Consider the following 13,208-nt stretch of genomic DNA (forward strand, 5'->3'; position numbering starts at 1 on the left):
GAAATGTTCCGCAGCTTTGCAGGACTACGCCGCGTTCCTCCGCATTACCGCTTCCTCGCGATAAGCGGTTTTATGGCGAGCTGCGCATAAGATGCCCCAGGCATCGGCATAGGCATCGTAGATGGCGATCTGCTCCTCGCTGAGCCGATGCTCGAGAATGTCATATTCAACGCCGGCGAAGCTGAGCGCTCGCGCGACATAGAGCCCCTGCGCCTTGAGGTCGCGCGCGATCAGTTCCATGGCCGCGATGCCGCAGCGGCGCAGGGATTCCACGAAGGCTCGCCGATCGGCGAAGGCCGTGTGCGGTCCCCACAGGCCGAGGCGTGTCGCATAGGCAAGATTGTTGACGTCCGAGGCGCCCGTCGCCGAGGCATAGAGAATCCGGGCGCGCGGAGCGAGGTTTTGGAGGCGCACGCCAGCGATGCCCTGTTCGGATCCTTTCGTGGCGCCGAACCGGCCCTCGCCGCCAGCCACTCCGGCCATCTCGTGCGCCTCGTCAAAGACGATGACGCCGCTGAAATCCTCGCCCATCCATTCGATCAGCTGACGCAGCCGCGTGCCCTTGTCGCCGCGGTTGGAGCGCAAGGTGGCATAGGTCAGGAAGAGGATCCCATCGCCCAGCGCGACCGGGGTGCCGAGCTTCCACTGGTTGAGATGCTGGATGTCGAGCGGCAAGCCGCCAAGCGCCGACCAGTCGCGCCGGGCGTCTTCGATCAACGTCTCGCTCTTAGATATCCAGAGATGGCGACGGTTGCCGCGCAACCACTGGTCGAGGATGACGCCTGCCACCTGCCGTCCCTTGCCGGCGCCCGTGCCATCGCCAAGGAAAAAGCCGGTGCGATAGGCGTTGCCGGCCTCTCCCGGCGACAGCGAAAGATCCTCGTCGCTGGTGACGAACCGGCCGGGAAGATTGCGCTCGAACGCCGCGCCGGCGTAGATCAACGTCTCGAGCTGCGCGTCCGAGAGCAAGCCGTCGTCCAAGATCCTTGCCGGCAGCACAGGTTCATATGCGACCGGCGGTGCGGCGATGGATCCCATTGCCTGCGATTCGACCAGCGCGCTTGGGTGGTCACGAGCATCGGCAATCAGCAGACGGCTCGGCCGATAAGGCAGATAGATTCCTTGCGGTTCACCCGCAGGCGCGGGCGCATCGAGACGATGATAGGCGACCGCGCGGGTCGTGGGCAGGCTGACGGCCTCACGCGAGCTGACGGGGCGGGTCCGCGGCGCGAGGCCCCGGAACAATCCGCTGGAGCGGGAGATTGGCTGCGGCTGCGGCGCGCATGGAGTTGGCATCGCATCGATGGCCGCGAGTGCAGCGCCGAGCGTCGTGCAGGTCTGGCGCGGAACCGAGCCCCCTGCCCCGCCCTTTTCGAGGAGAATGAGCTGAACCGCCTGCCCGGTGCCGTGCTTGGCATAGGCATTGGGCGGCAGATCGAGATGCAGCCGGAGCTGCGCACCCACGGTGGCGTGCAGCCAATCCGCGTCACCTGACTCGACCCGGTCGGGAAGAATGACGGCGCAGCGCCCACCTGGTGCGAGACGCAAGAGCGCGGAGCGCAGGTGGCGAAGGGCAGCGTGGCGGTCGCGCCCCCGTCCCTGGCTTCGCGAGAAGGGCGGGTTGATGAGCACAACGCTCGGCACCAGTTGCGGATCGAGCATATCGTCGATCAATTCGCCGTCATGCGTGCTCAATATGCCCTCGGGAAGGGCATGACGCAGCAAACGCGCGCGCCAGGCATCGATCTCATTGAGGAGAAGGCGAGCACCGGCAAGATGAGCATGTACGGCCAAGAGCCCGGTCCCGGCCGAGGGCTCGAGCACGATATCGCGTGCCGTGATCGCGGCGGCCTTGGCGGCAAGGAAGCCGATCGATGCCGGCGTCGAGAATTGCTGGAACGCGACCTGCGTTTCGCTACGCACGCTGTGCGTGGGAAGCGCCGCTGTCATGGCGATCAGCTGGGCGAGCTGCGTATTTGTATCTGCCGGGAGCGTTGTGTTCTTCAGATGGAGGATCTGCGCGAGTTCCAGCACATCATAGGCGTCGCGCAATGACCATAAGCCATCGGCGCTCGAACCACCGAAGGCGGACGTCATCCCAGCTAGAAGGTCGTTACGTGGAACCGGACGGCCTTCGGATAGCTGGTCGGCTATGACTTGAGCAGCGGTCCGGGCGGGATCATCGAGCGACAGCGTGAGCGTGAGGGGTTGTATGGCCATGGGGCATCCTCCAGGTCTGACACCTGGCATCAGCGCCAGGTCATCAGCCTGAAGGCCCCCTCCCCTCTCCGGCCGCCTCGGCGGCCAGGCGGACACGCCAGGCATCATTCCAGTCCGCTTGCCGTTCCGGGAGGCGAAGCACCAGTTCGCGTCCATTGGCGGTGAGATGCGGGCGAGCTTTTTTGAGCATGGTGGCAGCGGCTACACCGCGGTCACCATAGACGATGATACGCTTGACCCGTTCGGGGATGGCGACGAGTCCAAGGCGTTCGACGCCGCCCAGCGCCCATGTCGGCGTTCCGAACCAAGCCATTGCCGAAAGGGCGTCCTCGATGCCCTCGGCAAGGCCAAGTTCGTCTCCGGCCGGCGCCAGACGGATGGCCGCGTTGCCAAGCAGGCCAAGGGCAATCTTCGGCTTTGGCAGGGGCTTGTGCAGGATGTCAGCAAGATCGAGGCAAGTCCGCTGAACGGCCACGACGCCCAGATCATTCTCAACCGCGGCGATCATCGCCGGAATGAACCGGCGCTGGTCACCTGCCCCGACAATGGTGCGGGGATTGTAGCGCAGACAACGCGGATAGGGAGGCGCAAGACCGCGCGCGGCAAGGTAATCGGCCGCTGGGGAGCCGGCTATGGGCTGGCTTGCTTTCCAGAGCCGAAGCGCGAGCGCGCGATGGTCGACCGCCGCCTTCGGGCGCGGCAGGGTGAGCAGCTCAGCATCGTGAAGTTTGCGCCGGCGTAGAACGGCCAGAACGTCGCGCGTATCGCAGCCTGCAAAGCAGTGGAACAAGATCGCCCGCTCGCCCAGGCGTACTGAGAGGCTGGGGCCATGATCGTCATGAGCCGGGCAACGGCATTCGCCGCGCGTCCCGCGCCACGTTCCGCCGAGAGCTTCGACAATGGCTTTGGCGCGATGGGAAGCAGCTATGGGCATCGACTAAACCTCGCAAAGTTGTGGAGCGCCGCTGCCAGTTGCGCCCTCCCCTCCCCGCCAATTCAGGCAGGCATGCTCTTGGCTGCAAGGATACCGAATTCCTCAACGATGCGATCGGTTGTGTAATGGGTCACGCCGTCGCGTTCATAGGAGCTGTCCTTGAGCCGCCCGGCAATGCGCACCAGATCCCCGACTTGGGCTCGGTCAGCGATATGCTTTCGTTGGCCCTCGCTGAAAACGCTCACGCGGTTCCAATGACTGTCTTCCTGCCATTCGTCATCGTCACCCTTGCGACGGTAATTCGCGCAAACCGACAGCAGGGTGACTTTCGGCCGTGCATCGATTTCCCCGATCCGGCCGATGATCTCGAACTTGGCGAAGTTGATCATGCACCCTCCATTCGTGACGTCCTTTGGTCAGGAAGCCTATCGTGGACAGCCAACTTCGCGTATCCCTCCAGGCAGGGGGATTGAACGATTGCTTCAAGCGCCACGCCAATCTCTTTCTCAAAATAAATGAATCAAAACGCCGCTGCTCGCAGCGGAAGCTTTTCGGATTCTAAGGGATTCAGATTCGGGTTGCCGGAAAAGCAGCATTTCTGCGGGTTTGAGCAGGGCTATCCTGACCGGACGGGGGATTTTGCCTGCCCTCGTGGGGGCTCGTTCCTGACCGGTCGGGGGATGCAACCTGACCGGTTGGGGCTATCCTGACCGGATGGGGGCCAACTCTGACCCGCCTTTCTTGGGCGCGATTCGCTCGTCATGTTGCTCGTCAGAGACGTTCTTCGGCCTCCGCGTGGCCGTTTGCATGGGTCAGATCGCTTGGAAACGCGACTCGGCGCACTTCCTTGTGTTCTGCTGCTTCGGGGTGAAGTTTCATCCTGACCTCTTGGGGGGCGAGAACTGCGTCGATCCTGCCCTGACTTGACGCGAAAGGACAGGTCAGGCAAATTTTTGTCTACTCTGGACGAATCGGCGCAGACTTGATGGCATGGATGACGAACAAGCCCTAGACCGCGATGTAGCGCCCTCTCCCGCCGGTGATGATGCGTCGCCGGGGCGAGCGATGCGGGTCGCTGCCGCCCTGCAGGCCAAGGGCGGTGACGAGTTTGCCAAGCCTGGCAGCATCGTCGAGGTTAAATTCGTCAAGGGCCAATCGCTCAGCCTTACCGCTTCGCGTCTTCTGGCGCTGATGATTTTGACTGCGGGCGGCGATGCCTGGGAGGACCGCCCGCACAAGATGCGAAAGGCGGATATTCGCCGCGGGCATAAAGGCAATGAGCGCATCTCGGACATGCTCGAAGAACTGCATCGCACGCTGTTCGCGGTCGATGACAAGTCTTGGCGCGGAAAGAAGGCGACGCTGCGTTTTTCTCTGATCTCGTCGTCGCGCGAAGAAGTGGAGGACGAGGAGGGCGCGGAGGCGGGGTGGATCGAGTGGGAGTTCACGCCCGAAGCTCGGAAACTGATTCAGGAATCGGAGACCTATGCGGTCCTGAACCGGCAGGCGGTGCTCGGCTTTCGGTCGACCTATGCGCTCAAGCTATACGAGATCGGAGCATTGCGGCTGCATCGACGCCAGTCGCTTTGGAAGGGCGACATGACGGCACTGCGTGCGCTGCTTGGTATCGCGCCGGACGTTTACAAGGACTTCGCGCAGCTCCGCCGAAAGGTTCTCGACAAGGCGAAGGCCGAAATCGACCAGCTCGCTCATTTCCGTGTGGAGTGGCGGGAAATCCGCCAGGGCCGAACCGTCACCGAGATCGAATTTCGATTTGAGCCAAAGGATGCCCCTGAGCAGATAGCAACCGTGGATGAAATCGCTCGGCACTCTGCGGGGAGGAAGGCGAGGCGCGACGACGAGGTCGAGACTGTGGCCGTCGAGGCCGTCACGCAGGCAGCAGTGGCGGCCTTGGTGTCAAAGGACAAGACTGGGGCAGGGGAGGTCACCTTTCCGAACGGCACGATCCGCTTTGGCTCGGACACGCTCGCGGCCATTGGCTGTTCGGCCGGCGGTGGTTGGGACATCGATCTGATTGCAGACGCCTATCGCGCGCAGATGGGCGAGAGGCTCGCGAAGCTGAAGGGCGCCAAGCTGATCGCCTCCTGGACCGGCTTTTGCGAGAGCTTCCTGGCGCGGCGCGGGCGCCCTTGAGGCGAAATTGCACCGGTGCAATTTCCGGGCGGATAGCCCCCAAGAGGTCAGGTTGTGGGCGTGCACGAGAAGCTGGCGGCGTAATTCGAGGCAATTCGGTCGATTGGCCCTGCTCACTTGCGAAAATGAGCCTTTCATTGACGTAAAAGTGCAAATTGAGCTATGCCACCTACAGTTTCGCAAGGGGGCCTTTCTTGGCTGCATCACTCGATATTGAGGGCACGCAGGATCTGCTGTCCGTTTCAACGCTCGCACAGCGGACCAGCTCTGTTCTCGAGCGGCTCCGCGACTCTGCGCGCAGCGCCCGGGCCGACGAACGGCGCGAGCCCACCTTCCCGATAGGTAAAGCGGCTGAACTGGTCGGCCGAACCGCGGCGGCGATTCGCGAGGCGGAGAAGGACGGCCGTTTGCCGCCGCCTCCGCGAACCGAAAATAATCGGCGCGTCGGTTATACGCTCGCGCAGCTCAACGACATGCGGGGATTGTTCGGTACCCGGCCCTGGAGGGCTGCTAGCGACCCCTGCTGCGTCATTGCGGTGCAGAACTTCAAGGGCGGAGTGGGGAAATCGACCATGTCGGTGCATCTGGCCCAATATCTCGCGATCAAGGGCTACCGGGTGGCCCTCATAGATTGCGACAGTCAGGCCTCGGCAACGACCCTGTTTGGCTATGTTCCCGACCTTGACCTGACCGAGGAGGATACTCTCTATCCCTTCTTGCGCCACGATGACATGGAATCGCTCGACTACGCCCTGCGCAAGACTCACTTCGACGGCCTCGAGCTTGTCCCGGCCAATCTCCGGTTGTTCCAGTCGGAATATGAAATCGCGGCGCGTATGGCACGCGGGCAGGGGAACCTGATCGACCGCATGGCGCAAGGCATAGCGAGCATTGCCGGTCGGTTTGATGTCGTCGTTCTCGACCCGCCTCCGGCGCTCGGTGCGATCTCACTTTCGGTGCTGCGTGCGGCCAATGCGCTAGTCGTGCCTGTACCGCCGACGGTGATGGACTTCTCCTCCACTGCGGCTTTTCTCGCCATGCTCGACGAAACCATCGAGACGCTGGCCGATCGCGGCTTGGCGCCGTCGCTGCGTTTCCTGCGCTTCGTGGCCTCCAAGGTCGACGAGAACAAGTCGATGCAAAAGGAACTGCTGAACCTGATGCGGACCCTCTTCGGGCACGCGATCGTGCGCACACCGCTCAAGGATTCGGCGGAAATCGACAATGCGACGGCGCGGTTGATGACCGTCTATGAGCTTGACGGACCTGTCACCAGTTCGGCGGTGCGTAACCGCTGCCTAGCCTATCTCGATGGAGTGAATGGCGAAATCGAGGTCGACATCCGGTCGACGTGGCCGAGCCATCTGGCGCGGCTTCGCAAGGAGGGTCTCGCGTGATGCGAGCAAAAATTGCACCGGTGCAATTTCCGGTAGAAGGGCGGAATGATGAGCAAGAAAAACGCCAACTTCGCGGCTGATCTGGTCGCTGGAATTGACCCCGCGCCGCAAGCCTTGGCCGCTCGGCGCCCGGGCATTGGCGCAAGCGTACTGGCGGGTCGAGAAAGTCGGCTCGCCGAATTGGCTACGGGCAGCGTCGTCGCACGCACCCATGAACTTGTCGATCCAGCACGCTGCCGGATGTGGGTCGGGCATAACCGCGAATATGCGCTGCTTAACGAGGAGCGGTGCGCTGATCTCATCGAGAGCATCAAGGCGCAGGGCAAGCAGGAAATGCCCGCCATCGTTCGGCGGGTGAAGGACGATCTTGCTTTCGATTTCGAGGTGATTTGCGGCGCCCGCAGGCATTGGACGATCAGTTGGCTTCGCGCCCATAACTATCCGGATTTCCGCTTCCTCGTCGATATCCGTAGCTTGACCGACGAGGAGGCGTTCCGGCTTGCTGACCTTGAGAACCGGGCGCGCGATGATCTTACAGACCTGGAACGCGCGCGCGACTATTTGCGCGCCCTCGACGCCTATTATGAGGGGCGCCAGAAGGTCATGGCCGAGCGAATCAATGTCACGGAAAGCTGGCTTAGCCGCTATCTCGACCTTGCTCGGCTGCCGGCGGAACTGATGGCGGCCTTCGCCGTCCCGCAGGATCTGAGGATCAAGCATGTCACCGCGATTAAGCCTCTCTTGAAACCGGAGGACCGGCGGCAGCGCGTGTTTTCCGAGGCGACGCGGCTCGCGGAGGCGCAGGCAGATCGCGCGGTGCCGATGCCGGTACCTGACGTCATCCGCGCGCTCGCTTTGGCGGCTGATCCCCCCAAGAGGTCAGGATCCCCCAAGAAGTCAGGAAAGCCGGAAACGATTGTGTCTGACGGGGGCAAGCCCCTGTTGAAGGTGGAGGCGGTGGATCGCAAGGGTCTCAAGCTGACGCTGCTCCCGCATGCTGGCGGTACGCGGGCTGAAGCAGAGACCGCGTTGAGAGCGCTACTCGATCGGCATTGGGCGTAGGCGATCTTGCACACTAGCTCGCCGCAGTTCAGCTGAACGCCTTCTTCTCGTAAACGGTGACGATCGCCTGGCCATCCCAAACATAGCACAGATGCCGCTCTTGCCGGCAGTTGGCGAGCAGGCGAGGGCGGAACACTGCGGCGCACTCGCCCCCGGCGTGGCGCACACTTTCGTAGGCAATGCCGTCCGAACCTTGTTCACGCAGCTCTCGGGCGAGCGCATGTCCGGCGGCATAGCTGTCCGCGGCGTAAAGGGCAGGGCGTTCATCGCGTAGGCCGCGAATGTCGTGAAGCATCGCATCCAGGTCGACCGCGTAGACACGCATATCGAGCTCCTGGGCTGGCTCATGGGTATATGCCATGAAGCGGGTTCGGTGATGGCTCGTCTCAGCGACGGCCGTCTCGATCGCCTTGGCTGCATAGAATGTGCCGAAGCTACCGTCACAGAACCGGCTACCATCGGGATTGAGGTGGGTGAACGCCGCCATGATTGCCGACGTGCCGGGTCCCGAGACCCGGTCCTCGGGCGGGACGAGTGCGAGGTCGCCGACTTCGTCGCGGAGCCGGTCGTTGGTCATCGCCTCTATCGCATAGACCGCTTCTAGATCGGCCGGGTCTGCGACGTCTTCAAACAGCGATATGGGCGGAAACCGGCTTGCGACGATCCGGTAGCACGGTTGCCACCGCAACTCAGTCCTAGCAATGGCATCCATCAGCCGCGCTGCGCGTCGATATATTGGCGCACCACGTAGAGATCGGCGACATTGCCCGAGGCCATCCGGTCGATCGCCGGACGGCCGGCGAACAGCGGTGCCTCGTTGGGCTTACGGACCCATTCGTCAGCCGTGCGGGGCAGGAGGATTTTCAAGCCCTTGTATATCCCCATGACATAGGAAATCCGCTCGAGCGCGTCCTTGGGAATGGCCGCAACTGCGCCGCGCTTCCAGGTTTGGAAGGTCGAGCGGTTGTCGAGCCCGAGCAGCTTCATTTGCTCGGCTTCCTTGAGGCCCCATGCGTCGGCGATGCGGAAGAATGTGCGCAGCGCCGGACCCGTCAGATCCTTACGGCTGGGCGCCTTGGCGCGAATAGGTCCTTTCCGGCGGGCAGAATCGGCAGCTGTGGCCATCGGCCATCTCCTTCTACCTATTCATATGTATAATATCTGTACTAGAGTCAATGAATGGATCAGTTTTCATACGCAACAACGATGCGTGACTGGTCAGCATTGGTGAGAACTGCCGTTGAGTAGCCGGTCGATATCGGCCATCGCCGCATCAAATTCGACCATTGCCGCACGGGGGATGGCGGGAGCCTGGTCCAGGGACGGCGATAGCCGATCCCTTCGGGGTTCGTCGGCAACCAGCAGAACCTTGCCCTTGACCGTCTCCCGCCGCGCCAATCCTGCCGCCACGAGGGCGTCGCCGATCGCATAGGTGCCGCGCCGACTGACCCTGAAAGCCGAGCCGATTTGGTCGAGCCCGAGCGGCGCGAACGCGGAGAGGAAGGTCCATACCTGCGGTGCCCGCGCGCTCGAGCGCAGGTGCCCCAGCTGCTCGCCCATCAGCGCCGCTCGCCTCCGCGCCTGGTCGGCCAGCGCACAAATCCGCGTAACGCTAAGATGTAGGCTGCGGGCAGTCAGCAGTGCGCGTTCGCCGGGCCACAGTTGCGGCTGAAGCGCCTCAGCCGTCACCGCGCCTGGGCAGGGGAGGGGGCGGGCCCAAGTCCCGCTCGCGCTCAGTAGGCGCCCCAGTGCCGCGTCGACGGCCCAGAGCGGGGTGCGCGGAGCGGTCTGCTCGATCGCCACCTCACGATCCCCGAGCGAAAAGCTCTTCACCGCGCGTTCCACCGGCGCGAACAGCGGATCGGCACGCAGCAGGGCGTTGAGACGGGCCAGACCCGCGAAGGGTAGGGTGGTATTGTCGTTGATGCCTGCCTGCTCCGCCAGACCGGCCGCCTTCGCCAGGACCTCTTGCGCGCCAGTCTCCTCAGCCAGCCCTTCCTCAGCATGGGCGGGACGATCGGCACCGAAGCGGGCGGCGGCCGCGATTGTCTGCGCAGCGCTCGCCAGTGGTTTCCACGGGTGATGGCCGAGTTCGGCCAGCAGCGCGCGGATCACCGCAGTCGCGGAGCAGACGGTGAGGGCGCTCTCTTGTGGCGCGCGATCAAGCCCGGCAAACCAGGCATTGAACCGCAATTCGGTATCGATGAACCCGGCCTGCTTTAGGCTCGTGAGCAGAACCGCGCGTAACAGGGCCATGCAGAATAGCGCCTTCTCGTCGTTCGCGAGTCCGGCGAGCAGCCCATCGAGGCGGCCCAGCGCGAGCGCGCATTCAGCCTGCGGGAGCGCCAGTTCCTCGCTCGGAACGTCCACATCGGCGGCGCGGGGATGGAACGGCTCCATATCGATTGTGTAGTGAAAGGCAGAACAGTGCACAACCACTATGATTGTCTATAAGTTAACATGTGATAATTTCAGTTATCATATAAGAGTGTTTGACGCCGCTTTATAAGGTGCGCTACAGCCGCCGCTATGGAGGCCAGCGCATCAGGCGGTCAGGAAAGCCCTGAAACAGGCGATTTCGACGCCGCTGCCGCCGTGTCGGTCCCGATAACTCCAGCGGCGATGCCCGAGCTTGCCTGGACCGCGAGCCAGATGCGCACTGAGAACCGCATCGTCATCAACGCGGAATTGATCGCGGCTTATCAGGCTGCCAGTTCGCCGCATTCGATCCGCGCGCTGAAATCCGATCTCGAGGCATTCGACCTCTGGTGCCGGCGCACGAAGAGGATCGCGCTGCCGGCAACGCCGGAGATCGTCGCCGACTATCTCGATGCGCGGGCAGGGCAGGGGTCCAAGCCTGCCTCGCTTGGACGCTACAAGGCGTCGATCGCCAAGATCCACCAGCTGCTCGACCTGAAAGATCCGACGCAAGCCGAACTGGTCAAGCTGCGGCTGCGCGCGATCCGCCGCGAGAAGGGAACCGCGCAGGCGCAGGCGCGGCCGCTGCGGTTCAAGGGGCCGGTGAAGGACGTCGAGCGCGACAAACCCCGCGGGATCAACGTCAGGGCGCTTCTGGAGGCTTGTGGCGACGATTTGCCGGGGCTGCGCGACCGTGCTCTGCTGTCAGTCGCCTATGACACCGGCTTGCGAGCGTCCGAGCTTGTCACGGTTAGGGTCGAGCACATCCTCGAAGCCTTGGATCCAGAGGCACGACTGCTCGCCATTCATCGTTCCAAGGGCGATCAGGAAGGGGAGGGGGCGACGGCCTACCTTTCGCCGCGCTCGGTGCGGGCGATCGCTGCGTGGGCTAAAGCGGCCGGCATTTGGGAGGGGCCGCTGTTTCGCCGTGTGCAGGTGCGTCGGTACAAGGCTCGGCCGGCCGTGAAGGGGCGGTCGATCGATAGCATCTCGAGCCGCGAGCGGTGGGATCTGCGAAAGACGCTGCCGCGTGCTGCTGTGCCTGCACGTGTCGAGTACGATGTTGGTGCTGTGGCGCTCCACCCAGGCTCGATCGGACCGATCTGGCGTGCGATCGTCCAGCGGGCGTTTGATCGCGATGCGCTGCCCGACCTGACCAAGGATGATCTGACACAACTGCTCAAAGGGATCAGCGCACACTCCACGCGCGTCGGCCTTAATCAGGATCTGTTCGCGGTCGGCGAAGATATTGCCGGCATCATGGACGCGCTGCGCTGGAAGAGTCCGCGCATGCCGCTCTCCTACAATCGCAACCTAGCGGCCGAAGCGGGAGCTGTTGGCCGTCTCTCTCGCAAAATCGAATGACAATATAGCAGGATTTCCCCTTTATCGATTAATCGTCGGGAAAATGCTCAAAAACAGACCGCCAATCAAGGGCGTCCTGGCTTAGCGTAGGATTTCGCCCCCTCCCGCAAACACCCCCTTCTATAAAGTGACGTAGAGAGACCGCCGACAGGCGAGGGGGCAAGTACGCGTGGAAAAGACGGTTTTCTGGTCATGGCAGAGCGATCTTGACGGCCGCGTCACGCGCGAGGTGATCCGCTCCGCGCTCGACCAGGCGATCGGCATGATTTCGGCCGATCTCGCTGAGGCCGATCGGCCGAGCCTGACCTCCGACACCCAAGGTGTCGCCGGCTCCCCCGATATCGTCGCGACCATTTTGCGAAAGATCGACGAGGCCGCGGTGTTCGTCGGAGACGTGACGCCGATCGCGGTCTCGGCGGACGGAAAGGCGTGCGCCAATTCCAACGTCTTAATCGAACTCGGCTACGCGCATCGCGCCTTAGGCGAAAATCGAGTGCTGCAGATCTGGAACACGGCGTTCGATGGGGCAACCCTCGACAAGCTGCCGTTCGATATGCGGGGCAGACGAGGGCCGCTGGGCTTCCACTTGCTGGTCGGCGCCGACACGGCGACCCTCCGGACGGTGCGTGAGAAGCTCGCGAAGGATCTCGCTGGTGCCCTCAAGCTTGCTCTGGACACCCTACCACCGCCGCCGCCCGAGGCCGTCCACTGGCAGCCGCATTTTGCTGGTGATGCGGATCTCTGGTTCGACCGGGCCGGGCCCCAGTTGGTGACGAATCCGACGCATGGACCAGCAAGCTCGTCTGGAAGGACCAGTATCCGGGCTATGCGCGACTGATCCCCTCCAAATGGACCGCAAAACTTGGCGCCAAGCAGGCGCTTGCCAATCACCCGGGGCATGCGGCCCTGCTCGCAGATACCAACTCGCTGAGCTACGGTATCAGCCGGGGCGGGGCGGTGGTCTATTCGCGATGCCGTCCTTGCCGCCTCGAACGCTTCAACGGTCTTTCGATCGAAGGCGACGGCCGGCATGTCGACTTCGACTCCGAATGGTCCGGCGACGATTACGACTATACCGACGCGAAGGGCTGAGATCGCAGCCCGGCATCAGCTTCCGCATACTGGCCGGTGAACCGTATTCGCAGATCAACTCGATCGTGATCGAAATTCACGGGTAGTGAAGGAAGTTCGCAACTGGCTAGACTGCGGCACCAGATTTCCGCGGAGCTGGACAGTCTTACCGCACTCGCTCTCGCAGACCCTGCCGGCCCGTCGCGAACCGTTCACCGTGATCGCGATAGTTTGCAGCAGAAACCGGGTTGCGGATCGGGTTGCGGCCCATTTATGGTTATCCTACGATTTCAATAGGAAATGGCGGAGCGGGAGGCCGCTAAAACTCATTGGATATAAAGAAAAATATCAAAATCTATGGATTGAGTCATAAATCTAGCCATAATTTGCGTGACGACACTGGCATATCAACGGCACGTGGAGCGATTCGCGCAATGGCTCGGGCGACCAAGCGCAAATGGTAGGCCTGAGAGCGCGGACGCACAGGCTGGCGCAGCGGCGTTGACCGCCATCTCGCTAGCGATTGAGGACAAGCCGCCGGCGCATACCCCCTCGCTCGTCGATAACGTCGCCAAATGTACCGGCTG

General features: G+C 62.8%; 12 protein-coding genes. 6 read left to right on the forward strand and 6 right to left on the reverse strand.

Translation table 11 applies throughout. The features are described from left to right. Positions 1 to 24: 24 nt before the first annotated feature. The 3 genes from NUH86_RS24645 to NUH86_RS24655 form a co-directional block, all read right to left on the reverse strand. A complete protein-coding gene (locus tag NUH86_RS24645) occupies positions 25 to 2,034 on the reverse strand; it encodes a strawberry notch-like NTP hydrolase domain-containing protein (protein WP_416365406.1) in 2,010 nt (669 codons plus the stop codon). A 229-nt stretch (positions 2,035 to 2,263) separates the two neighbouring features. Then, a complete protein-coding gene (locus NUH86_RS24650; RefSeq protein ID WP_267253247.1) occupies positions 2,264 to 3,154 on the reverse strand; it encodes a toprim domain-containing protein in 891 nt (296 codons plus the stop codon). Between the two features lie 62 nt (positions 3,155 to 3,216). Further along, the gene (locus tag NUH86_RS24655; protein WP_267253248.1) at positions 3,217 to 3,543 is read right to left on the reverse strand and encodes a single-stranded DNA-binding protein; all 327 of its coding nucleotides are present in this window, start codon (positions 3,541 to 3,543) and stop codon (positions 3,217 to 3,219) included. Positions 3,544 to 4,219: 676 nt separating this feature from the next. Between NUH86_RS24655 and NUH86_RS24660 the strand changes: the two genes are divergently transcribed. The 3 genes from NUH86_RS24660 to NUH86_RS24670 all read left to right on the forward strand — a co-directional run bounded on the left by NUH86_RS24660 (position 4,220) and on the right by NUH86_RS24670 (position 7,767). Then, on the forward strand, positions 4,220 to 5,308 hold the full coding sequence (locus NUH86_RS24660) for a replication initiation protein (RefSeq protein ID WP_267253318.1): 1,089 nt from the start codon (positions 4,220 to 4,222) through the stop codon (positions 5,306 to 5,308). Positions 5,309 to 5,502: 194 nt separating this feature from the next. After that, positions 5,503 to 6,705 (forward strand): AAA family ATPase, encoded by a 1,203-nt coding sequence (locus NUH86_RS24665; RefSeq protein WP_267253249.1) that lies wholly within the window; start codon positions 5,503 to 5,505, stop codon positions 6,703 to 6,705. Between the two features lie 48 nt (positions 6,706 to 6,753). Then, complete coding sequence (locus NUH86_RS24670) at positions 6,754 to 7,767, forward strand: ParB/RepB/Spo0J family partition protein (RefSeq protein WP_267253319.1); 1,014 nt, start codon at positions 6,754 to 6,756, stop codon at positions 7,765 to 7,767. 28 nt (positions 7,768 to 7,795) lie between these two features. On the opposite strand, the gene NUH86_RS24675 is transcribed toward NUH86_RS24670, so the two are convergent. The 3 genes from NUH86_RS24675 to NUH86_RS24685 form a co-directional block, all read right to left on the reverse strand. Then, on the reverse strand, positions 7,796 to 8,479 hold the full coding sequence (locus NUH86_RS24675) for an RES family NAD+ phosphorylase (protein WP_267253250.1): 684 nt from the start codon (positions 8,477 to 8,479) through the stop codon (positions 7,796 to 7,798). Then, positions 8,479 to 8,892, reverse strand: coding sequence for an antitoxin Xre-like helix-turn-helix domain-containing protein (locus NUH86_RS24680; RefSeq protein WP_267253251.1), 414 nt, complete (start codon positions 8,890 to 8,892; stop codon positions 8,479 to 8,481). Before NUH86_RS24680 ends, NUH86_RS24675 begins: the two co-directional genes overlap by 1 nt. Before the next feature lie 93 nt (positions 8,893 to 8,985). Continuing rightward, the gene (locus NUH86_RS24685) at positions 8,986 to 10,206 is read right to left on the reverse strand and encodes a hypothetical protein (RefSeq protein WP_267253252.1); all 1,221 of its coding nucleotides are present in this window, start codon (positions 10,204 to 10,206) and stop codon (positions 8,986 to 8,988) included. Between the two features lie 183 nt (positions 10,207 to 10,389). Between NUH86_RS24685 and NUH86_RS24690 the strand changes: the two genes are divergently transcribed. From NUH86_RS24690 to NUH86_RS24700, 3 genes are all read left to right on the forward strand, one after another. Further along, positions 10,390 to 11,550 carry a tyrosine-type recombinase/integrase gene (locus NUH86_RS24690; protein WP_267253320.1) on the forward strand — a complete coding sequence of 387 codons (1,161 nt, stop codon included), beginning with the start codon at positions 10,390 to 10,392 and terminating at the stop codon, positions 11,548 to 11,550. 169 nt (positions 11,551 to 11,719) lie between these two features. After that, entirely contained in the window at positions 11,720 to 12,388 is a 669-nt protein-coding gene (locus tag NUH86_RS24695; RefSeq protein ID WP_267253253.1) for a hypothetical protein, read from the forward strand. A gap of 119 nt (positions 12,389 to 12,507) precedes the next feature. Next, complete coding sequence (locus NUH86_RS24700; protein WP_267253254.1) at positions 12,508 to 12,642, forward strand: hypothetical protein; 135 nt, start codon at positions 12,508 to 12,510, stop codon at positions 12,640 to 12,642. Positions 12,643 to 13,208 lie beyond the last annotated feature (566 nt).

This window comes from Sphingobium sp. JS3065 (assembly GCF_026427355.1).
Taxonomy (GTDB): Bacteria; Pseudomonadota; Alphaproteobacteria; order Sphingomonadales; family Sphingomonadaceae; genus Sphingobium.